The organism is Pseudoalteromonas arctica A 37-1-2 (assembly GCF_000238395.3).
GTDB lineage: Bacteria > Pseudomonadota > Gammaproteobacteria > Enterobacterales > Alteromonadaceae > Pseudoalteromonas > Pseudoalteromonas arctica.
The window spans coordinates 3,621,932-3,644,679 of sequence record NZ_CP011025.1; the positions used below are offsets into that span (position 1 = coordinate 3,621,932).

Here is a 22,748-nt window from a genome sequence, read left to right on the forward strand (position 1 = left end):
TTTGAGTTATTGTTGTCAGGTGTGCTGTGTTGTTCAAAACACAACCAACAAATTGTAACTAAAAGGTAAAATTAATGTGATGAATACGTATGCAGGGCATGAGGGTTAGGCTACAGGTGTATGCGCGTACATACACCTGCATTTGGAACGCTATTTAAAGGCTAAGCACCACTTTTATAGCAAGAGCAATAAACACAACCCCCAGTATTTTATCAAGCCACGGGTTCTGCTTAGTAAAACCAAAGCGATTTTTTGAAACCTCAGTAAGTACTGCAACTAGTAAATACCAACCTGTATCAATTACAAACACGGTTAAGCACATAATAATGCCAATGCTTAAAGTGAGATTTTGCGGGTCTATAAACTGCGAAAACAACGCTAAAAAGAAAATTGCCAATTTAGGGTTTAAAAACGCAATGGCGAATCCATCTTGCAACGCTTTAGTTGCGCTTATCTCACTTTTTTGTACTTGCAGTTCGTCATTATTGGGTTTTGCTAATAGTATTTTTAAACCTAAATAAGCTAAATACCCAGCGCCTAAATATACAAGTACTTGGTATACCGTTGGAAACTGAACCATCAATGTCCCCAAACCAAGTAACGAAGCTGCCGCATAAAGCCCAACACCTACGCCATGGCTAAGTGCAGCAAGCATACCGTTTTTCATTCCGCCACTCATTGTATGCTTTAGTACAACTGCAAGGCTTGGGCCTGGCGACATTGCACCCATCATGCATACAAGTACTAAACTAAACCATGCTGCTAATGTCATTTTTGTCCTTATAGTTCATCGTTTTCTATTAATAATATATAGGCCGTTATTTGGCCTTGAAAAGCAGTCGCGGTATTTATACTTATTACTTTCCAACCTTCTTGATTTAAGTGGTATATGCGCTCATTCAAAGCATCTACATCAATGCCGTTACTAAAAAACCACGCCTTTTAAATTCTACTATTTTCTGCATTGTTTGTTATCCATTTTATAAGCGGTAGTCAAAGTCGTAATAGTGAATGCCCTGCTCAATACGTATTTTCATACTGCCCGTTAACCCTTTTAGCTCATAGGTGCCTGAATCAGGAATAACATTTAAAATAAGGTTGTCTTGGCCTTTATTCATAGTGCCAAAGTGTTGCAGTACAAAACTACCCTGCTTACCTTCAAGCTCACCTATCACTTGCTCTATTGCCACGTAACCCGCACTGTCTTGGGTTGGCGTCATTGCGCTAAGCATCTCGCCTTGGCTTGTAGCATTAAGCGCACCAGTAAATGTTTTATCAATCGACATACGCCCCAAGTTAATACCTTGCTGCCCTTTGGCGTAACCTTCAATTGGCGCTAAAGCCACTGTAAATTCACCACTTATTATTTTTGTTGTCATAACAATTCCTTATTGATGATATTTAATACTATTGATTTTTAATCCGATGATGCCATATCTATACCTTAACCTTTAAAAAGAATCCACTATGTCAAAAAACACCTCTGCATCCGAAAAAGCCGCTTTTAGCAGTTTATTACCTGTTTTTGCTTTTATAAAACCTTACAAATGGATGGTAGTAGCTGCGCTAGCCGCGCTATTGGTCACTGCGGGTGTTAACTTGTCGTTGGGGCAAGGTGTTAAGTTTGTTATTGATCATGGGTTTATTGCAGGCTCCAAAGATCAATTACAACAAGCTGTACTGGTGCTCATTGGCTTAATCAGCTTATTAGCGATCGGTACCTTTAGCCGTTTTTATTTAATGTCGTGGATTGGCGAACGAGTCAGTAACGATATTCGAAAAGCCGTGTTTAATCGTATTGTTACGCTACACCCTAGCTACTTTGAAGAAAACCGCAGTGGCGAACTTATGTCGCGTTTAACCACCGACACCACATTACTGCAATCAATTATCGGCTCATCATTTTCTATGGCACTGCGCAGTGTACTTATGTTGATTGGTGGACTTGCTATGTTGTTGTTTACTAATTTGAAGCTCACCTTAATAGTTGTTGCCTGTGTACCGCTGGTACTTGTCCCTATGATGATATTTGGTCGCAAGGTACGTAAACTAGCAAGCTCAAGCCAAGATGCCATTGCCGATATAAGTACCTATGCAGGCGAAATCATACAAAATATTAAAGTAGTGCAAAGCTATAGCCACGAAGCACAAGAGCAGCATGCCTTTGCGCTTGAGACCGAAAAAGCCTTTAACGTGGCTAAAAAACGTATTAAGCAACGTTCATTTTTAATAGCCGTGGTGATTTTTTTAACCTTTAGTGCTATTAGCGCTATGTTATGGGTAGGTGGTAACGACGTACTTGCAGGCACCATGAGCGGCGGCGAGTTAGGTGCGTTTGTGTTTTACGCTATTATGGTGGCAATGTCGGTGGCAACCGTTGCTGAAGTATATGGTGAACTACAACGTGCAGCTGGTGCTGCGGCAAGGTTACTTGAGTTACTTGCTGTTAAAAGTGAGATAGAAAACCCGCTAGATCCACAAGACGATAGCTTACTGCAAGATAGTAACAGCCCTGCTATTACGCTTGAAAATATAAGCTTTAACTACCCCTCTCGCCCAGACGTAAGCGCGCTAAATAAAATAAGCCTAAATATAAATCAAGGCCAAACCGTGGCAATTGTTGGCCCTTCTGGCGCAGGTAAAACAACGTTATTTGAATTACTACAACGTTTTTACGATCCGGCTAGCGGAGCTATTAAGTTTAAAGATGTAAACATTAAAGATTTATCGCTTAATACTCTGCGTAATAAAATGGGCATGGTAGCGCAAAACCCTATTTTATTTAGCTCCGACGTAATGCATAACATCCGCTACGGCAACCCAAGTGCAACCGATGAGCAAGTATATGCCGCAGCAAAGTATGCGCATGCCGATGAATTTATCAAACAGTTACCGCAAGGTTATAACAGCTTTTTAGGTGAGCAGGGTGTGAGGTTATCGGGTGGGCAAAAGCAGCGTATTGTGCTTGCACGTGCCATATTAAAAGACCCTGAAATACTTCTTCTTGATGAAGCCACCAGCGCGCTGGATGCGCAAAGCGAACACCATGTACAAGCTGCGCTTGAGCATTTAATGCAAAACCGCACCACGTTAATTATTGCCCATAGGTTGGCAACGGTTAAACATGCCGATGTGATTGTAGTGATGGAAAATGGGGAAATCATAGCAACGGGTACTCACCAAGAGTTGTTAGCAAGTAACCCGTTGTATCAAAAACTGTGTGAATTACAGTTTAATAAGGATTAACCTTCGGTATTTGGCACTATCTGAATTTCTACGCGACGGTTTTGAGCACGGCCATTTGCACTATCATTAGTTGCAATTGGGCGTGTTTCGCCATAGCCCATAGTGCTAACACGTGTAGCCATAATTTGTTGGTTCACTAAGTAGTCTTTCACACTTTGTGCGCGTTCACGCGATAGGTTCATGTTGAAGCTATCTTTACCCGTACTGTCAGTATGCCCTTGCACACTAAGGTAGGTTTTTTCGTACTTGTTCATTACTTTAGCAATCGCATCTAACGTATCGTTAAAGCCTGATGAAATATAAGACTGAGCAGTCGCAAACGTAATGTTTGATGGCATTACTAAACGTAAGTTATCACCTTCACGCACTACTTCAACACCTGAACCCGCTAACTCATCACGAAATGCTTCTTCTTGCTTATCCATGTAGTCGCCAACAGCAGCGCCCGCCAGTGCACCAATAGCTGCACCAATAAAAATACGTTTATCTTTATGATTACCCGTAGCCTTACCTAATACACCTCCGGCTGCGGCGCCTATAGCGGCTCCTTTACCTGTGTTATTCATTTCACAACCAGAAAGTAATACAGCTACTACGGTTACGCTTAAAAGTGATTTAGTTAAAGTCATGGTGATACCCTATTCATTAAGAATTTAGCAAGAGTATGCAAATACATGTATGAACAAACTATGAAGAGAGTGTTAAAAGCAACGCATCTTGCTTGATTGTTAAACAGACCTCAAACTAATGTGTCATTTTAATAAAAATGTCATACTACGCTGTGACAATTTAATGAATTTTACAAAGGATATTGGCGCAATGTTAATTGCTATTTTTAGACAGTTTTTTTTACTAGGGTGTATGAGCTTTGGCGGCCCTGCTGCGCATTTAGGTTATTTTAAACGCCACTTTGTAGACTCGTTAAATTGGTTAACTAACACGCGTTACGCACAACTTATTAGTTTAAGCCAAGCGCTGCCGGGGCCTGGCTCTAGCCAAGTTAGTTTTGCTATTGGTGTTGAGCGTGCTGGAGTACTGGGTGGTATAGCTGCTTTTGTAGGTTTTACTCTGCCTTCGTTTTTAATAATGGTGCTGCTTGCGGTGAGTGCTCATCAGTTTGACGCTGTTTACTTTGCCATTATTGCAGGCTTAAAGTTATTTGCCGTTGTTATAGTTGCTGATGCAACACTTAGTATGGCTAAAAGCTTTTGTACAAGTGCTGCGCTTAAGTTACTTGCTGTAATGAGTACACTTGCTTTGGTGTTATTTCCAATGATGGGAACTCAAATCGCTATTTTAATAACCGCTGCAACAATAGGTGCTATATGGCCTTTATTAAAACTGGGTACAGCCACAGAAAATGTTAGCAGTACAAAAAGTAATATTAATTGGATTGCACTGGGGTTATTTGCGCTCTTACTTGGTGTGAGCTTTATTCCACTAGGACATGAGTTTGCTTTGTTTGCCCCTTTTTACCAGGCAGGTGCAATGGTGTTTGGCGGCGGACACGTAGTACTGCCGGTACTTCAAGCTGGCGTACCAGCATTGAGTGATGATCAGTTTTTAAGTGCTTACGCGAGTGCACAAGCAGTGCCTGGGCCTATGTTTACTATTGCTACTTACTTAGGCGCACAACTTACTACAGAACAACCTTTAGTGGGTGCTCTTATAGCTACACTGCTTATATTTATGCCTGGTTTTTTACTTATACTCGCATTCCAAAAGAGCTGGATTAACTTGGCAAGTAAGCCACGTTTTGCAAGCTCAATAGCGGCGCTTAATGCCGCGGTAGTAGGTTTTTTAGCGGCTGCACTGTATTCGCCAATTTGGACATCAGCGGTGCATAACCTTTGGCAAGTTGCGTTAGTAATAATTACATTTGCATGGCTGCGATTTAAAAAGCCACCTATTTGGTGGCTCTTAGCTTTATTTATTGCTGTGGGTCTTTTACAACACTATTTGCCATCACTCTAAATGTTGGCTTATCTGTTTGTTGCTCACTCGGTGGGCTTAATTGCCCACTTACACTTTGATACGCTCTAAGCCCAAACACGGGTAATACCGCAAGTAAATGGTCCATTATTTCGGCTTGTAAATGCTCGTACGAAATCCAGCGTTTGTCTTCACTAAAGCAATAAAACTCAATAGGTAAACCATGGTTTAGTGGTTGTAGCTCTCGTACCATTAACGTAAGCGACGTATTAATTTTACTGTGCTGTTTTAAATAACCTTCAGCATAGCGACGAAATAGCCCTAAATTAGAAACCTGAGCAGGTAATGTCGTCACTCGAATATAGTCGTGCAGCGGAATAGCCGCATCAATTTGTTTTCTAAACTCATCACCCACTAAACAAATACTGTGCATATCAATATTGAGTGAGCGTTTAATACGTCTACCGCCCGACTCTTGCATCCCGCGCCAGTTTTTAAATGAACCCGCTACCAGCATATAAGTTGGAATAGTTGTTATGGTGTTATCCCAGTTACGTACCTTTACGGTGTTTAAACCCAAATCAATTACTTCGCCATCGGCGCCGTAATTTTCTACTTGAATCCAATCACCATAGGTTACTAGGCGATTTGCTGCTATTTGAATACTGGCTACAAAGCCTAAAATAGTGTCTTTAAATACTAATAACGTAACGGCAGCAATAGCACCAAAGCCAGAGAGAATATAAGTAGGTGACTTCTCAAGAAAAATGCTCACAATTAAAATTGCACACACAATAAAGGTTATTAGCTTAACAACCTGAATTAAGCCCTGAATAGGGACCTCGCGGGCAAACTCTAACTGGTTATAAATAGTACCCGCAATGCTCACAATACTGCTAAAAATAAAACCAGCATAAATAATAAGTAAAGCTTGTCCTATCGTTTTTAGTATTTCTCCTGCAATTTCATTAACTGGGTATACGCTATCAAACGTAGCTAAAAACAATACGCAGCACAGCATTCCGGCAATACGCTTATTTAGCTTATTAAGCATAGGAGAAAGCGCACCAATTCGCTCAGGAGAAAGCCTCGTCACTATTTTTTGAATGCCAGGTAACATTAATCTACGAGTAAATAAGTAAACAATTAATAAAGAGAATATTCCTATTGAGACTGCGGTAATTGAGCTAAGAAAATCCGCGTCGGGTACTTTTTCAAACCAAGGAGCAATTAATTCCTGAAGATGGGTGTTGGTCATAGTGTTTCAATTTCCTTACTGATTTGTGGTTCAGGTAAATCTTGTTGAGCATAAATGTCGGCAAGCTGCTGATCTTTAGCAACCCATAGCTCATTCACATAATGTTGAAAATTAACTTTAAATACGTCATCGCTTTGATAGCTGCCCTGCATATTGTCATTAATGGGGGTTACGTCTATTGAAACATAAATAGAATCTAGCTCACCTTTTAACAAGTTACGACAAACGTGATCTGTCTTACCGCTATATACTAAACTTGTATTAAGCATGGCATCAAATTGATCGGCTAATACTTCAAGCGCAAAAGCAATGCCGCCCGCTTTGGGCTTTAATAAATGCTTAAAAGGACTTTGTTGCAGATTATGTTTGGCTGGCGTATTGCGTGTACCTTCAACAAAATTAATGATGGTAGTAGGATGATGACGAAAATTACGACAACTACGCTTCGTGCGCTCTACATCCAACCCTTTCAACTTTGGATTTTTAGCTAATTGCGCTTTGCTTACCCGTTTCATAAACGGCATACCCATAGCCCACGCACCAGTGCCAATAAAAGGCATGTATTTTAACCCGTCTTTTAAAAAGAACTTAGGGGCAGGCAATGCATGTAATGAGCTAAGTACAGTTATATCTAACCAACTCGCGTGGTTACAAATAAGTAAATACCAACTTTTTGAGTTTAAGTCGCCACTTATATCAACCACAATGTTAGGGCAACCTAACCAAAGCCCTAAACGGTTGCCGTTACACCAACCTCGGTAAGCGCTGTGTAATATAGAGTTAACCACAGGCAAAGGCAGTAATAACTTAATAAGGCCCAGTACAAATACTAGCGAGCCAAAAAGTATCATGTTAGAAAACAATACGCAGCCTACAATTAAGCCGTTAAGCCAATTTGGTAACCACTTTTTTAGCATAACTGTAAGCTCATATTTTTACCTTTTACTTATGGGTTTTTTCGAGCGATTGCAGTGTTTGCTCTTTGTTTTCCCATAAGCGATTTAACTCGCTTTGAAAGCGAACTCTAAATTCAGAATCACCGGTGTAGTCACCAATAAGCTCTGCGCTTACTGGCCTTACTTCCACGTGTACGTTGATATTTTTTACCTTACCACCAGCAAAATCCATAAAAGTAGGAATACCATCTGGGTAATGAATGGTGACGTTAACCACTTTAGTAATTTGCTCGCCCATCGCTTGCATTACAAAAGCAATACCGCCCGCTTTTGGTTTTAATAAATGTGGGAACGGGCTATTTTGGCGCTCATGCTTTTGCGTAGTAAAACGAGTGCCTTCTACAAAGTTAACCACACTTACTGGCATCTCTTTAAATTTTTCGCAGGCTTTACGTGTGGTTTCTAAATCTTTGCCACGCAGCTTTGGATTCTTTTTTAATTGGCTTTTACTCGTGCGAGTCATAAACGGAAAATCAAGCGCCCACCAACACAAACCTAAAATAGGCACGTAAATAAGCTCTTTCTTTAAAAAGAAGTTTAAAAATGGAATTTTACGGTTAAACACGCGCTGCAATACTAAAATATCGACCCAGCTTTGGTGATTTGCAATTACTAGGTACCAATCTTTTAGTTTAAGGTCTTCAAGGCCAGTTACATTAAGTTTAGTTGGCGTAAATAACGCTTGATTTAAGCTATTAAAGGTAACCCAAATAGTTGCAAATTGCTTAGCTGCCCAGCTCATAAGCTTTTGTAGAGGCTTAATAGGGATAAGCTTTATAAGCCCACAAACAAAAATAGGCACAAACCAAAAAAGTGTGTTTATTGTGTAAAAAATAATACTAAATACACTGCGAATAACTGACATTACTTCCATTCCTTTAAACATTGCGCAGCCACTAATACTGCGCTTTCAGTTGCTTACAAATTAATCTTCAAAATAGGTATAGCCTTCAAGGCCTGCATTAAGCTCAGCTAAATAACCTTCTTTACACTGCGTCGATACATCAAGTTTATTAACTTGGTACGCAAAGTTGTCAGCTAAAATGGCGCTATCATAGTCAACAAACTTTAATACATCCTTAACGCTATCACCTTTTATAGCATTGGTTAACACGTAGCCATCGTCGTTAAGCTCTACGTGCACCGAATCAGTGTCACCAAATAGGTTATGTAAATCGCCTAAAATTTCTTGATACGCACCCACCATAAACATAGCAATGTGGTATTGCTCGCCATGCTTATATTCTGGTATTGGTAGGCTGGTTTCGATACCAGCGCCTTCAACGTATTCACGAATTTGCCCGTCAGAATCGCAGGTAATATCTTGAATAATCGCGCGCTGAGTAAGTGGCTGAGTTAAGTTTTCGATTGGCATAACAGGAAACAACTGCTGAATACCCCATACATCAGGCAACGACTGAAATAATGAAAAGTTAACGAACAATTTGTCGGCAAGCTTTTCATTTAGATCGTCGAGTACTTCACGGTGCGCGCGCGCGTTATTACTAAGTGATGCCCGCACACGATGTAAAATAGTAAAGTAAAGCTGCTCTATTTTCGCCCACTCTAGCATGCTTACTAAGCCATGCACGTACTGATCGTGCGCTTCGCTAAATAAGTGCATAGCGTCGTGATAAATCTCCAGTGCCATACGCGGGTTCAAACGCTGTAAACACTGCCACATTTCATCAAGCACTAATGCGCTATTTTCAAGCGGTGGCTCTGGATTTAAATGATTAGGCGCTTTTTCTACGTCAATTACATCGGTAATTAATACCGCATGGTGAGCAGTTAAAGCACGCCCCGACTCGGTGATAATGGCCGGATGCGTAAGGTTATGCTGATCGCACACCTCAGCAAATGCATTCACTACGTTACGCGCATACTCTTCTACGGTGTAATTCATTGAACACGCACTACGCGAGCCAGAGCCCTCGTAATCAACGCCTAAGCCGCCGCCCACATCAACGGTATTTAACGGTACGTTTAATTGTGTAAGCTCAGCAAAGTGGCGTGCACATTCACGTAAAGCACGGTGAATATCACGAATGTTGGCAATTTGAGAACCAATATGAAAATGCACCATTTGCATTAAGTGCAGCTTATTATGCTTTTTAAGCACTTCAACAGCACTTAGTACTTGGCCTGCTGTTAAACCAAACTTGCCTTTTTCGCCGCCCGTGTTTTGCCACTTGCCTTTGCCTACTGAGTTTAGGCGAATGCGAATACCAATAGCCGGTTCAATGCCTAGGTTGTCTATTTCTTCAAGTAGTGTGGTCAGTTCTGAAAGCTTCTCTACCACAATTTTTACGCTGTGGCCCATAGCTTGACCAATACATGCTAAGCGTAAAAACTCACTGTCTTTATAGCCGTTACACACAATAGTGATTGGCTCTTTTGCTACGCCCAAAATAGCCATAAGTTCTGGCTTTGAGCCTGCTTCTAGGCCAACAAGCCCGCTTGGATGCGCTAATAGTTTACTTACTACGGAGCGCTGCTGATTTACTTTTATTGGGTAAACACAGGTGTATTTACCGTTATATTCACGATTTGCTCGCGCTTGCGTAAACGCGTTAGTAAGGGTGTCTACACGATTTTTTAAAATATCGGTAAAGCGTACTAAAACCGGCAACGTTAAACCTTGTTGCTTAAACTGCTCAGTTAATTGCGTTAAAGAAATGGCCGGTTTTGTTTGGTCGCCATCTGGGTAAGCCACCAGTTCGCCTTGTGCGTTAATATCAAAATAACCATCACTCCAATGAGCAACGTTATAAGTGGCGCGTGCTGTTTCTAAACCCCAGGTCATGGCAACTCTTCTTTAGTCAATTAGGTATAAAGGCGCATTTTAATACGTCACTATCCACTAGGCTAACAAAAATTGAACTTTCACTCACTCCTAACTAACTTTATTCGCCAAATCAGTTAAAATGTCATTGAGCAAAACGCCAAGCACTGGCAGAATTGCCCCTTTTTCATACTCAACCTAAAAAGTGTAATAGTAACTATGGCAAATTTAGATCAAAGTAAGTGGTTTACTGAAATTAGCGACCGCGATGGCAGCGCATTTTCATTACGTATTAATAAAAAGTTAGATGAAAAACAGTCTCCTTTTCAAAAGGTAGAAATGTTTGAAACCACAGACTTTGGTAATTTAATGATCATCGACGGGTGTACTATGGTAACAACCCGCGAAAACTTCTTTTATCATGAGATGATCAGCCACCCTGCACTTTTAGCGCATCCAAACCCTAAAAACGTCGTTATTATTGGCGGCGGCGACTGCGGTACTTTACGCGAAGTATTAAAACACCCAGGCGTAGAAACTGTAACGCAAATAGATATCGACGAAGTAGTAACGCAAATGTCGTTAAAATACTTCCCAGAGCTTTGTGAATCTAATAACGACGCCCGTGCAACGGTTATGTTTGACGACGGTATTAAATACATGCGCGAAGCCGCTGGCGAATCTATCGACGTAGTGATTGTTGATGGCACAGATCCGGTAGGTCCAGGTGAGGGTTTATTTAACCATGCGTTTTACACAAGCTGTTTAGATGCACTGCGCCCAGGTGGTATTTTAGTACAACAAAGTGAATCGCCACTTATGCACATGCCATTATTAGTTGAAATGCGCGAAGCAATGTTAAGCGTAGGCTTTAACGATTTACAAACATTACCATTTCCACAACCAATTTACCCAAGCGGTTTATGGTCAGTAACACTTGCACGTAAATCACAAGCATTTGACGGCTTTAGAGAAGATGGCGCGGCACAAATAGCCGAGCACAGTGAATACTACAATAGCGGTATTCATCATGGCGCACTCGCTACACCTAACTACATGAAACGCGCATTCGATAAAAAATAATACCAATCTGCTTATATATGGGGTCTATTTAACGTTAAGAAAATTACGCTAGAACTAGGCAAAAATTTTTGTATCTAGTTGTTCTAAATAAAAAATTTTTAACGACGTTATAGTGCAATTTAATTCGTTAAATTGATCAAAGATTTATGCAGGTTGGTATAATCTATACCAATTTTATTAAACTAAAAAGGGAGCATTTAAATGCTCCCTTTTTTATACTTTTAAAAACGCCATTGCGCATTTAGCATTATTTGCTGCTGCGAGATTCGTTCATTAAATCCAATTGGCTCTCTATTTTTTGCAGCACTTTTAAGTGCAGAACCTTCAACCCCTATTTGTAGTTTATTAGTGAGCTGGTAGCGCCATGTTGCGGTTAAGCCTTCCCCATTGCTGGCATTAGGGTCAAACGCAGTTGTGTCGTTGTCAGTAACTTTAAAATAATCATAACGTACTGAAACTCGATGTTTGCCTTCTTTATGGCTCAGCATTAAATAATGGCTATAAAAAGCATTATCAATTAATGCGTTACTGCCCATTTCAGTTTTACCATTAAGTACCTGTGCTATTAAACGTGTTTTACTATTAAACTTATAAAGCCAAGCGGCGCTTGTAAAGCGAGTATCCCAAGCATACTGCCCTGTACTAATATTAAGTGTGGTTGGGTCGCCATTATTGTTGTAATAATAAATTCGAAATTGTGATTTTTTTAAGTAATCCCAATGTACGCCAGCGTAATAGCCAAAACGACCGTCTACTTCTTCAAACGGTAAAACCTGATTAGCCTGCCAACGTAATTCGTATGCATTTAATGCCGCTATAGGCGCAAATTTAACACTTTCGTTAAATGTAGTTTGTCTATCGTGTAATGCAAAACCACGCCACGCAAGTAAAGTACCTGCAGGGTCATTGCCTTTAAATGTAGCACCTACAAAACTAAAGCTATGAGCGCTGTTAAAACGTTTTGCTGGGCGCTTAATAGTTACCTCTGCGCCAACAGTGCGTACTTCCTCGCCAATCCAGCTATTAATAGCTGAGTTTGTATAGTTATAAGGAGAAGTCCATCCTATATCAGGGTTTTCAAGCGACATAAGTGGGTAAAAGCCCCCCACGCGCATGTGCCATTTATAGTTGCTGTTAGATAACGGCTGATACTTTATATAAGCCTGCGTAAAACCAAGGCCAACGTCAGGATCTTGATTCGCATTTAACACCCCATGAGCCGACCAACTAGATGCTAAATCAACATTAAAATCTAAAATATCTTGGGATAAAATAAGTTCGTCGCTTTTAGTATCGTGCCGATATAGCCCAAGGCCGCCCTCTTGGAAGCTACGTATATCGTCCCCCTGCACGGCTCTAATTTGTATCAAGCCTTTTACTTGTGCATACAACACATTACTAAAACATAAAGCACCGGCTAAAAATGCCAGCCTTATTAAGCGATTAATAGTCATCAAATTCATCCGTAGCAAAGTCAATTTGCTCCGCAATTTCCTGCATTACTTTATAAGTAATAGGGTTAGTAGCCACAGTAATAGTTTGAAATTCAACCTTACTAATATCACTAAACCCAGAATGCCAAACACTTAACGTGTATTCGCCTGCATTGGCATTTAAATCAACATTCCCGTTTTCATCAGTGATTGCAAAAATAGTACTATCTACCACCACAATATAACCTAGCATCCAATCATGAATATTACAGCCAAGCTCAACAACACCCGTTTGATCAAAAGTAATGGGCGCTTTTGGATGCTCCTTATATAGCTTTAATTCGAACGTTTTGGCTTTAGAAAATGAATAAACATGATGCATAATTGAGTCCGCATTCGGAAACTCTACTTTTGCATTTTGTGGGACAACTAAAATACGCGGCTTAAATTCTCGATTTTGCTGGGTCATCGCATAAGGTGCTTCTGGAGGAATAACGCTAGAGGGGTCTCCTGCAGTTAGCCATACAACAGCATTAGGTAATGGGTCATTATTAGCATTTTTAATTGTAATATTTGCTGCAAAAACTCCAGTACTAACACTTAGTAAAAATACATAAAGTAAGCTTTTTATCATTTTCTTGTCGCTATTATCAATTTGTTTACATTATAGACCGATTAAGCCACCAAATTCTTTCTATTTTTTAAAACATTGAATACGTATGTAAGCAGTCGTATTAATCATCAACAGTCATTATCCTTAGATGTCACCACCGACTCATCTAAGGACACACCATGAGAATACCAGCACTTGTGCTTTTAGCCTTTGCTAGTAATAGCTACGGACAAACCGTAGAGCTAAAATCGCCAGACACACAAATAACAGTAAGCATCTCTGACGAGAACAACACGCCAAGCTACGCAATAAAATTTAAAAACAAAGCGGTTATAAACAAATCTTTACTGGGGTTTGAATTTAAAACACAAGCAGCTTTTAGCGATGGCTTTAAAATTAAAAGCATTGAACAACAAAGCGTTAACTCGCAGTGGCAACAACCTTGGGGCGAACGTCAAAACGTTGTTGACGAATATAACGAAGTAGCCGTTACCTTTACAAAAAACGAGCCAAATAAAGGTACCTACACAATTCGATTTAAAGCATTTGATAGTGGTGTAGGTTTTCGATACGAAGTACCACAACAAGCCGGCTTCGAACATACAGAAATAACCAAAGAGCTAACTGAATTTGCAATAAACAATAGTCATGATGCAACAGCATGGTGGATACCTGCTCGTGGCTGGAACCGCTACGAATATGTTTACAACACTACTCCACTTAACGAAGCTCCACTAGCTCACACACCATTTACGTTTAAAACAAGTGACGGTACTCATATTAGCATTCATGAAGCCGCACTTGTTGATTACGCAGGCATGGTGCTTAATCAACGCCGCTCTGGTACGTTCACTGCCGATTTAACGCCGTGGTCAGATGGTGTTGCAGTTAAAAAACAAGGTGCTTTTAAAACACCATGGCGCACCATTCAAATAGCCGACAGCGCTGTTGGCTTAGTTAATTCAGATATAATACTAAACCTAAACGAGCCTAATAAACTCGGTGATGTGTCGTGGGTTAAGCCTGGCAAATACGTGGGTATCTGGTGGGGTATGCATATAAACACGCAAACTTGGGGTAGCGGTAAAAAACACGGCGCCACTACGCAAACCACAAAATACTATATGGATTTTGCAGCGCAGTATGGTTTTGATGGTGTACTCGTTGAAGGCTGGAATATTGGTTGGGATGGCGATTGGTATTTTAATGGCGATGTATTTAACTTTACCAAACCGTACGACGACTTTGATATAGCAGCGCTTGCTCAATACGGCAAAGAAAAAGGCGTACAGCTCATTGGCCACCATGAAACATCAGGCAATGTAAGCAACTACCGTGACCAAATGGAAGATGCCTTTGCCCTTTACGAAAAATCAAACGTAAGCCAAGTAAAAACAGGTTATGTAGCCGATGGCGGAAATATAAAACGTATAGACAAAAACGGTATTGCTCGCCACGAATGGCATGACGGCCAGTTTATGGTTAACGAATACCTTTATAACGTAAAACTTGCAGCTAAACATAAAATTAGCATTAATACTCACGAGCCAATTAAAGATACAGGCCTGCGCCGTACTTATCCAAACTGGATTGCGCGCGAAGGCGCACGCGGACAAGAATACAATGCATGGGGTTCACCTCCTAATCCACCAGAGCATGTACCAATGCTTGCTTTTACCCGCATGCTTGCAGGACCAATGGACTTTACGCCAGGTATTTTTGATATGAGCTTTAATGGTTTAGGAGGCGATACAAACCGCCCACAAACTACACTTGCCAAACAACTTGCACTTTATGTTGTTTTGTATAGCCCAATTCAAATGGCTGCCGACTTACCTAAAAACTATTTGGCTAAGCCCGATGCGTTTCAATTCATTCAAGACGTACCAACAGATTGGCAGCAAAGTATTGCTATTGATGGTGAAGTAGGCGACTTTATTGTATTCGCTCGTAAAGAACGTAAAAGCACTAAATACTCAGGAAACGATTGGTACCTAGGTGCTGTTACTGACGAAAAAGCCAGAACAATTGAGGTAAAACTCGACTTTTTAGAGCAAGGCAAAAAGTTTGAAGCACAAATTTATAAAGATGGTAAAAGCGCAGAGTGGAAAAACAATCCGTACGATCTAGCTATCGAAAAACGTGTTGTAACTGCAAGCGATAAACTAACACTTAAATTAGCCACTAGTGGCGGTACAGCTATTCGTTTTAAAGCACTTTAATATAATGGGCCCCCTGCATTTACTATGCAGGGGTTGATACCTTTATTGGCAAATATACTTGTGCACTTAAACCGCCTTCTGGGCGGTTTTCTAGCTTTACTTTACCGTCGTGCATATCAACAATGCGTTTAATAATAGCAAGGCCTAAACCACTGCCTTCACTTCCGCGAGCTGCATCGCCTTGTTTAAAGGGCTCAAACACAGACTCTAGTTCGTTTTCAGGAATGCCGGGGCCATTATCGTTTACAGCGATAACTACATACTTTTTGTTTGAATTAAAGTAGCTAAGTACTTCAATATCGCCCTCAGAATAACGCAGTGCATTACCAATCATGTTGGTAATTACACGCTTAATAGCCACAGAGCTTAACGGTATATTGCCTATCTTTGGATTACTTTTAAACGTAATAGTACGTTGATGCTGAAGCTCAGAATTGACAACCTCGGCAACTAAAGCATTGATATCTTCGCAACTTAGTTCTTCACGTTTATGGTGGCGTAGATACTCAATAAACTGATCAATAATCCCGTTCATGTCTTCTATATCGTAAATAATACCTTCACGAAGATAGTCGTCTTCATCAACCATCATTTCGGTGGCTAAACGGATACGCGTAAGCGGCGTACGTAAATCATGAGATACACCGGCCATTAGTAAACGGCGGTCGTTTTCAAGTGCAGCAATTCCGCGCGACATTTGGTTAAACGCGCGCGTTACTTCTATTACTTCTGTTGAGCCTTGTTCTTCTAACTTGGTAGAAAAGTCGCCTTTACCCACTTTCACTGCAGCTTGTTGCAGTGCTTTTAATGGTCTATTAAGGTGCCTTGCAAACAACCACCCACCCAGCACACTTAAAAAGCCAATACTTGATAAGTAAAAAGTTAAAAACTCTAAGTTGTTCTCTTTAAAGCCTTTAAGCGGTACTTTGACCCAATAACCTGGCGCTTGCGGTGCTTCAACCCAATAAATCAACGGATCAGTTTGGCTAATACGTACACGAGAATAACCACCAAGTTGCTCAGTCATGCTACGCGATAGCATAGAATATTCGCGGCTTTGCCCAAGCCCTTGGCGCATTGCTTCGCGCTGCGTCATGACTTCAATGCCGGTAATTTCAAAAAACTTTGCAGATACTTCGTCGTTTATTTCAACGCCATCTTCCCAGTCAATAAATACTGTTTTAATTTGCTTAGCAAGCATCAAGTTAACTTGCTCAATGGTTGGTTTTACAACATAAAAACTAACCGTAACATAAGACACTATTTGATTTATGAGCAGCAGAGCCGCCACTAAAAAAACAGTTTGTCCAAAAGCACTGCGCGGAAACATGCCCATAAATATTACTTTTCACCGTCGGGAACAAACACATACCCCAAACCCCAAACGGTTTGAATATATCGCGGATTGGCAGCATCTACTTCAATCATGCGGCGAAGTCTCGACACTTGCACATCAATGCTTCGCTCAAGCGCACTGTAATCGCGGCCACGCGCTAAGTTCATTAGCTTATCGCGGCTAAGTGGCTCACGTGGATGCGAAACAAGCGCTTTAAGCACTGCAAACTCACCACTGGTAAGCGATATTGTTTTATCCCCTTCACTCATTTCGCGCGTTGCTAAATTAAGCGTAAATTTACCAAAAGCGATTAAGTTTTCTTCAGCAGCAGGTGCGCCTGGCACTTCTTTTGCGCGGCGACGTAAAATGGCTTTTATGCGAGCAAGTAGCTCACGTGGATTAAATGGTTTTGGAATGTAATCGTCAGCGCCAAGTTCAAGGCCAATAATGCGATCTACTTCGTCGCCCTTTGCAGTAAGCATAACAATAGGAATTTCATTTTCTTTTTGGCGTAGACGGCGGCAAATAGATAAGCCATCCTCGCCTGGGAGCATTAAATCGAGAACCATTAAGTGAAAGTTTTCTCGCTCTAGGAGTCTATCCATTTGCTCCGAGTTTCCTGCGGTTCTAACAATAAAGCCTTGCTCTACTAAATAACGTTCAAGCAAACTGCGTAAGCGCATATCGTCATCAACAACTAATACTTTTGTGGTTTCGTGTCCCATAATCTCTTTCTTATTTTTATATCCAATTACTAGTTAATATAAATGAAAAACTTAATAATCAAAAACTAATTACTTGCTTAGATTGTTACTGAACATTTCAAAGCTTACTTACTCGTACTTTATTACATTTTACGCTCGACAAGTTTTGGCAAATTTAATAACGTGCACACCATTAGAGCTAATAAAGAATTCACCATGAAAACAAATTTAGTTACCCGCGAAGGTTACTTACAATTACAACAAGAACACGACCAACTATGGAACGTTAAACGCCCAGAAGTAACAAAAATAGTAAGCTGGGCAGCCAGCCTCGGAGATCGCTCTGAGAACGCAGACTATCAGTACAACAAGCGTTTGCTACGCCAAATTGACCGTCGTGTACGCTATTTACGCAAACGCATACCTGATTTAAAAATCATCGACTACTCTCCCGTTCAAGATGGAAAAGTGTTTTTTGGTGCATGGGTCGAAATTGAAAACGAAGAAGGTGAAACTAAAAAATTCAGAATTGTCGGACCAGATGAAATTTACGACCGAAAAGATTACATATCGATAGACTCACCTATGGCGCGGGCGCTGATTAAAAAACAAGTAGATGACGATTTTGAGGTACCTACTCCTCAGGGTAAAAAACAGTGGTATGTAAACAGTATCGATTACCAAAAAAAGAAATAAAAAGTTTTGATTCAGATCATGTTAACTTTTGATTGTGTAAATTAAACCAATAAGCTATAACTGAATTATTCAAGTTGATTTGTTTAATTTGAAAGCAGTTAATTAAGGTCGTGGTTATGTCAAACATAGTACAGCGCATATTAAATAATGCCGTATTGTTTGCACTTTTAATGAGTGTAAGTTTGACGCTGCATGCCAGTAACACTGAAGTAAACCTTGATAACGCTAAACTATCTAATCACTTTATTGCTTGTGACATTCCTGACCAAGCAAACCTCGATTTTGACGTAGACTCTCACGTTAATACTATTACCTTTAGGTCGCCTCAACCACTTCCTAATGTCGTAGATTCTTTTTATAAGAGCACCAACCTAAACAGACCTTTTAGCACTGCGTACCAACGCGGACCACCTAGCTATTTAATTTAATTCATTATTTTACAACTTAATTAAATTTTATAACTACTAAGGTGACTACTATGTCTAACTTTAAAGAATTACGTACTCAAAATGTTTCTCACGGCGTTATTGCAAGCACATTTGCAGATGACCAACCATTGATTGATTTATCATCTCCAGCGCTAAAAATGGTAAATAACTTTACTCAAAAAACGCCTATTCGTGCAGAGCATACAACAACGATTACAGATGCACTTAAACAAGTTAGCTCGCAACAATCTGATTTTGTTTTAGTAACCGACGAGAACCAAAAATTGATTGGTCTTGTTTCTAGCGCCGATTTACAAAGCTCTAAAATTACTATTATTGCAGAGCGTTTAAATACCCCACGAAGTGAAGTAAGCTTGCGCGATATTATGACGCCAATTAGCCGACTTACAGGTGTAAGCATGCAAAGTTTAAGCTATGCATGTATTGGTGATGCGCTGCAAACAATGGAGCATCAAGGTGTAATGTTTTTATTAGTAACAACAGCAAGTAGCGAAATTTGTGGTTTAATTTCAGCTCGCCAAATAGCTAAAACATTACATATTCCACTGCATATTAGCCCTATTGCTCACTCTTTCAGTGAAGTATTAGAAAACATTGAGCACCCTCACTAGGGCGCTCTTTTAGTTGAATTGATTTACTCCCCTCCCAACCATCTTAAAGCAAGTGAAATAGCTTGCTTTAAGAGCTTTTTATTACTACCTCCTGTGATATTATTCAAGCAATTAACGGCGCCAGTAACACGCTTCTGGTCTTATTTTATTGTATAAAAAGGTTTTTGCATGAGCGATATCTCTGCACGTTTAGCCGGTGAGTTAAACGCACAGCAGCAACAGGTTGTTGCAGCTACAAAATTACTTGATGAAGGCGCAACTGTTCCTTTTATTGCCCGCTACAGAAAAGAAGTTACCGGCGGCCTAGACGACACCCAATTACGCCTTTTAGAGCAGCGTTTATCGTATTTACGTGAACTAGAAGAGCGCCGTAGTTTTATTTTATCGACCATCGAATCGCAAAATAAATTAACGCCAGAGCTAAGTGCCGATATAACTAATGCACAAAGTAAAACTGAACTTGAAGATTTATACCTACCTTATAAAGCTAAGCGCCGTACTAAAGGCCAAATAGCAATTGAAGCTGGTTTAGAGCCTCTTGCAGATGCACTATTTAAAGATGCTAACCTTGACCCAGAGCAACAAGCAGATCAATTTGTAAGTGCTGAAAAAGGCTTTGCAGATACAAAAGCTGTACTCGAAGGCGCTAAATTTATCTTGATGGAGCGCTTTGCTGAAGACGCAAAATTACTTGCTAAATTTAGAAGTCACATAAGCCAAAACGGCGCAATTGAAAGCACTGTAATTAAAGGCCAAGAGCAAGCTGGTGCAAAATACCGTGACTACTTCGAGCATCAAGAACTTCTCAAAAAAGTACCTTCTCACCGTGCGCTTGCTATGCTTAGAGCCCGAAATGAAGGTGTACTTCAGTTAAATGTTAATCCAGAGCCTAGCGCTGAAAATTCAGCGCAACTATGTGCCAACATGATTGCTGACCATTACCGTTTAGATATTAAATATAAAGCGGCAAGTCCTTGGTTATTAAACGTTGTGCAATGGGCGTGGAAAATTAAGTTAGGATTACACCTAGAGAATGAATTTTTTGCAGCAATGCGCGAAAAAGCAGAAGCTGGTGCAATCGACGTATTTGCTAAAAACTTAAAAGATTTATTAATGGCAGCACCTGCAGGCCCCCGTACTACTTTAGGTCTTGATCCAGGCCTTCGTACTGGCTGTAAGATTGCCGTTGTTGATAGCACAGGTAAATTACTAGCTACACAAACTATTTTCCCTCATGCACCACAAAATCATTGGGATAAATCAGTGCGTACGTTAGAGCAACTTTGTCGTCAGCATAAAGTTGAGCTAATTGCGATTGGTAACGGTACTGCATCACGCGAATCAGATAAGTTGGTTGCTGAGCTTATGAAAGCAAACAGCGAACTTAAGCTTAGTAAAATTATGGTTAGCGAAGCGGGTGCATCGGTTTACTCAGCTTCTGAATTTGCAGCTAATGAATTCCCAGATTTAGATGTTTCTATACGAGGGGCTGTCTCTATTGCGCGCCGCCTTCAAGATCCTCTTGCTGAACTTGTTAAAATTGAGCCAAAATCAATTGGTGTTGGCCAATACCAACACGATGTATCGCAAAGCCAATTAGGCCAAAGCCTTATTTCAGTAGTTGAAGACTGTGTAAACTCAGTAGGCGTAGATTTAAACATGGCATCGGTACCGCTACTTACACGCGTATCTGGTTTGAACAAAACATTAGCGCAAAATATCGTTAATTATCGCGATGCTAACGGCACATTTACTAAACGTAGTGAGCTTAAAAAGGTTGAGCGTTTAGGGCCAAAAGCATTTGAACAAGCGGCTGGTTTTTTACGTATTAACAATGGTAGCGATCCTCTAGATAACTCATCAGTTCACCCTGAAGCTTATCCTGTTGTTAAACGTATTTGTGAACGCAATAGCGTAGATGTCAGTAACCTAATTGGTAACAGCGACTTTTTAACTAAACTTGCTGCTAACGATTACACTGACGAAAAATTTGGCTTACCAACCGTTACCGACATTATTACTGAGCTTGATAAACCAGGTCGAGATCCTCGCCCTGAATTTAAAACAGCTGAGTTTAAAGCCGGTGTTGAAAAAATTAGTGACCTAAAACCAGGTATGATTTTAGAAGGCGTGGTTTCAAACGTTGCTAATTTTGGTGCGTTTGTTGATGTAGGTGTTCACCAAGATGGTTTAGTGCATATTTCAGCAATCACGAATAAATTTATATCAGATCCGCGTGAAGTTGTTAAAGCTGGTGATATTGTAAAGGTTAAAGTTGTTGAAGTAGACGCTGCACGTAAACGTATAAGCTTTACTATGCGCTTAGATGACGACATTGACACAAGTAATAAGTCAGCAGCGCCAGCTACGCAAAAGCCACAAACACGTGCTAATAATTCGCAACCTCGCGCTGCAAAGCCTAAACGTGACAATGGCAATGCGTTAATGGGTAATGCATTTGCCGATGCGTTCGCTAATGCTAAAGTGAAAAAATAATACTTGTACAGCTAAGCTAAAACGAAAAAAACCGCGTAAGCGGTTTTTTTGTGGTTACGTTTTACTAAATTATTAACTTAACGCTGAAAAACTACTTTGTCTCGCTGGCGATGTAGCCATTTGATAAAAGTTAGTAATACGCCCCGCCCGTGCCTCAACATCGGCATCACGTGTTTGCTCGTCAATTTTAGCTGTTTTTGTATCGCTGCTTTCATCGCTAGAGAATGACGCTTCAAGTTTACTTTTTGCGTCTTCGTCGTCTTCTTTTTCAGGTTGTGCAAGCTCAGCCTGAGCCGCTGCTAGCTTTTGCGTAGCATCTGCAGCAATAGAGCGATCAGCTCCCGAAGGCTCTGCAGGCGCTAATGCGGCAGCGCGTACCGTTTGCATTTTGTCTATAGTCGCTTGCGGGTCACCCGGAATTTCTGACACATCTATTTGTACTTCTCCGCCAACTGCGTAGTTAGTACCATCTGGGCCACGTTGATACTCATAGCTTGGCGAGCCAGCATGTTGCCCACCTACAGAAGCGTGCGCTTGCTCGTGTATTCGTACTTCAGTATCTCGTGCTTTTAGCTCTGTAATTTGTTGTTGTTCTTGTTCTAATTGCAGCTCTTCTTGCTCAGATTCTTTTTTCTCAATTGCTTCACTTTCTTCCTCAGAGCCCTCAGGGTTTTCTGAGTTTCCATCGCGCTGCTGAACTGACTTTTCGTCTGCTATTTTCCCCGTTGCGTTATACGTCGCACCATCGCTACTGCCTGGTAATTTTGCTTTTTCAGAATCACTTTGCGCTTTGGTTTCTGTATTGCTTGCGCTACTAGATGCGGGAGCAGGAATAACTTCGCGTAGTTGGTTGTCACGCCGTGCAGTTTCCGTATAAACATTTGCAGTGTTTATATTGATAGATGGAAATGGCGTGACAATATTCATA

General features: G+C 40.6%; 20 protein-coding genes. 8 read left to right on the forward strand and 12 right to left on the reverse strand.

The genetic code is table 11. From position 1 onward, the window contains the following. Nucleotides 1–154: 154 nt before the first annotated feature. Entirely contained in the window at nucleotides 155–772 is a 618-nt protein-coding gene (locus PARC_RS16505) for a LysE family translocator (RefSeq protein WP_010554931.1), read from the reverse strand. Nucleotides 773–980: 208 nt separating this feature from the next. Further along, a complete protein-coding gene (locus PARC_RS16515; protein WP_010554932.1) occupies nucleotides 981–1,379 on the reverse strand; it encodes a DUF3224 domain-containing protein in 399 nt (132 codons plus the stop codon). A gap of 88 nt (nucleotides 1,380–1,467) precedes the next feature. Between PARC_RS16515 and PARC_RS16520 the strand changes: the two genes are divergently transcribed. Next, nucleotides 1,468–3,246 carry an ABC transporter transmembrane domain-containing protein gene (locus tag PARC_RS16520; RefSeq protein ID WP_010554933.1) on the forward strand — a complete coding sequence of 593 codons (1,779 nt, stop codon included), beginning with the start codon at nucleotides 1,468–1,470 and terminating at the stop codon, nucleotides 3,244–3,246. Here PARC_RS16520 and PARC_RS16525 read toward each other — a convergent pair. Further along, nucleotides 3,243–3,875 carry a YiaD family glycine zipper/OmpA-like lipoprotein gene (locus PARC_RS16525; protein ID WP_007584604.1) on the reverse strand — a complete coding sequence of 211 codons (633 nt, stop codon included), beginning with the start codon at nucleotides 3,873–3,875 and terminating at the stop codon, nucleotides 3,243–3,245. The two genes, PARC_RS16520 and PARC_RS16525, sit on opposite strands and share 4 nt — an antisense overlap. Before the next feature lie 190 nt (nucleotides 3,876–4,065). Here PARC_RS16525 and chrA point away from each other — a divergent pair, with 190 nt between their 5' ends. After that, nucleotides 4,066–5,220, forward strand: coding sequence for a chromate efflux transporter (gene chrA, locus PARC_RS16530; RefSeq protein WP_010554934.1), 1,155 nt, complete (start codon nucleotides 4,066–4,068; stop codon nucleotides 5,218–5,220). Here the strand turns inward: chrA and PARC_RS16535 are convergent. The 4 genes from PARC_RS16535 to speA are packed head-to-tail and all read right to left on the reverse strand — an operon-like array spanning nucleotide 5,177 to nucleotide 10,198. After that, nucleotides 5,177–6,436, reverse strand: coding sequence for a mechanosensitive ion channel family protein (locus tag PARC_RS16535; protein ID WP_007584595.1), 1,260 nt, complete (start codon nucleotides 6,434–6,436; stop codon nucleotides 5,177–5,179). The two genes, chrA and PARC_RS16535, sit on opposite strands and share 44 nt — an antisense overlap. After that, nucleotides 6,433–7,353: a 1-acylglycerol-3-phosphate O-acyltransferase, YihG family gene (gene yihG / locus PARC_RS16540; RefSeq protein WP_010554935.1), complete on the reverse strand. Its 921-nt coding sequence runs from the start codon at nucleotides 7,351–7,353 to the stop codon at nucleotides 6,433–6,435. Before yihG (PARC_RS16540) ends, PARC_RS16535 begins: the two co-directional genes overlap by 4 nt. Before the next feature lie 25 nt (nucleotides 7,354–7,378). Next, nucleotides 7,379–8,257, reverse strand: coding sequence for a 1-acylglycerol-3-phosphate O-acyltransferase, YihG family (gene yihG / locus PARC_RS16545; protein ID WP_010554936.1), 879 nt, complete (start codon nucleotides 8,255–8,257; stop codon nucleotides 7,379–7,381). Nucleotides 8,258–8,317: 60 nt separating this feature from the next. Then, the gene (gene speA, locus PARC_RS16550; protein WP_007584591.1) at nucleotides 8,318–10,198 is read right to left on the reverse strand and encodes a biosynthetic arginine decarboxylase; all 1,881 of its coding nucleotides are present in this window, start codon (nucleotides 10,196–10,198) and stop codon (nucleotides 8,318–8,320) included. 198 nt (nucleotides 10,199–10,396) lie between these two features. Between speA and speE the strand changes: the two genes are divergently transcribed. Then, nucleotides 10,397–11,260, forward strand: coding sequence for a polyamine aminopropyltransferase (gene speE, locus PARC_RS16555; protein WP_010554937.1), 864 nt, complete (start codon nucleotides 10,397–10,399; stop codon nucleotides 11,258–11,260). A 221-nt stretch (nucleotides 11,261–11,481) separates the two neighbouring features. On the opposite strand, the gene PARC_RS16560 is transcribed toward speE, so the two are convergent. Both PARC_RS16560 and PARC_RS16565 read right to left on the reverse strand, forming a co-directional pair. Further along, nucleotides 11,482–12,714 (reverse strand): hypothetical protein, encoded by a 1,233-nt coding sequence (locus PARC_RS16560; RefSeq protein WP_010554938.1) that lies wholly within the window; start codon nucleotides 12,712–12,714, stop codon nucleotides 11,482–11,484. Next, entirely contained in the window at nucleotides 12,704–13,327 is a 624-nt protein-coding gene (locus PARC_RS16565) for a cupredoxin domain-containing protein (RefSeq protein WP_010554939.1), read from the reverse strand. Before PARC_RS16565 ends, PARC_RS16560 begins: the two co-directional genes overlap by 11 nt. Nucleotides 13,328–13,485: 158 nt before the next feature. Between PARC_RS16565 and PARC_RS16570 the strand changes: the two genes are divergently transcribed. Continuing rightward, nucleotides 13,486–15,528: a glycoside hydrolase family 97 protein gene (locus PARC_RS16570; protein WP_010554940.1), complete on the forward strand. Its 2,043-nt coding sequence runs from the start codon at nucleotides 13,486–13,488 to the stop codon at nucleotides 15,526–15,528. 22 nt (nucleotides 15,529–15,550) lie between these two features. Here the strand turns inward: PARC_RS16570 and envZ are convergent, their stop codons facing one another. Both envZ and ompR read right to left on the reverse strand, forming a co-directional pair. Then, entirely contained in the window at nucleotides 15,551–16,864 is a 1,314-nt protein-coding gene (gene envZ, locus PARC_RS16575; RefSeq protein WP_010554941.1) for a two-component system sensor histidine kinase EnvZ, read from the reverse strand. A 5-nt stretch (nucleotides 16,865–16,869) separates the two neighbouring features. After that, a complete protein-coding gene (ompR, locus tag PARC_RS16580; RefSeq protein WP_002959552.1) occupies nucleotides 16,870–17,589 on the reverse strand; it encodes an osmolarity response regulator transcription factor OmpR in 720 nt (239 codons plus the stop codon). Between the two features lie 195 nt (nucleotides 17,590–17,784). On the opposite strand from ompR, the gene greB reads away from it, so the two are divergent. The 4 genes from greB to PARC_RS16600 all read left to right on the forward strand — a co-directional run bounded on the left by greB (nucleotide 17,785) and on the right by PARC_RS16600 (nucleotide 21,820). Further along, complete coding sequence (gene greB / locus PARC_RS16585; RefSeq protein WP_007584978.1) at nucleotides 17,785–18,264, forward strand: transcription elongation factor GreB; 480 nt, start codon at nucleotides 17,785–17,787, stop codon at nucleotides 18,262–18,264. 116 nt (nucleotides 18,265–18,380) lie between these two features. Continuing rightward, complete coding sequence (locus PARC_RS16590; protein ID WP_007584977.1) at nucleotides 18,381–18,692, forward strand: hypothetical protein; 312 nt, start codon at nucleotides 18,381–18,383, stop codon at nucleotides 18,690–18,692. Between the two features lie 50 nt (nucleotides 18,693–18,742). Continuing rightward, nucleotides 18,743–19,324: a CBS domain-containing protein gene (locus PARC_RS16595; RefSeq protein ID WP_010554942.1), complete on the forward strand. Its 582-nt coding sequence runs from the start codon at nucleotides 18,743–18,745 to the stop codon at nucleotides 19,322–19,324. A gap of 168 nt (nucleotides 19,325–19,492) precedes the next feature. Then, nucleotides 19,493–21,820, forward strand: coding sequence for a Tex family protein (locus PARC_RS16600; RefSeq protein WP_010554943.1), 2,328 nt, complete (start codon nucleotides 19,493–19,495; stop codon nucleotides 21,818–21,820). Nucleotides 21,821–21,892: 72 nt separating this feature from the next. Here PARC_RS16600 and PARC_RS16605 read toward each other — a convergent pair whose 3' ends face one another. Continuing rightward, on the reverse strand, nucleotides 21,893–22,747 hold the full coding sequence (locus tag PARC_RS16605) for a putative metalloprotease CJM1_0395 family protein (RefSeq protein ID WP_010554944.1): 855 nt from the start codon (nucleotides 22,745–22,747) through the stop codon (nucleotides 21,893–21,895). Between the last annotated feature and the right edge of the window lies 1 nt (nucleotide 22,748).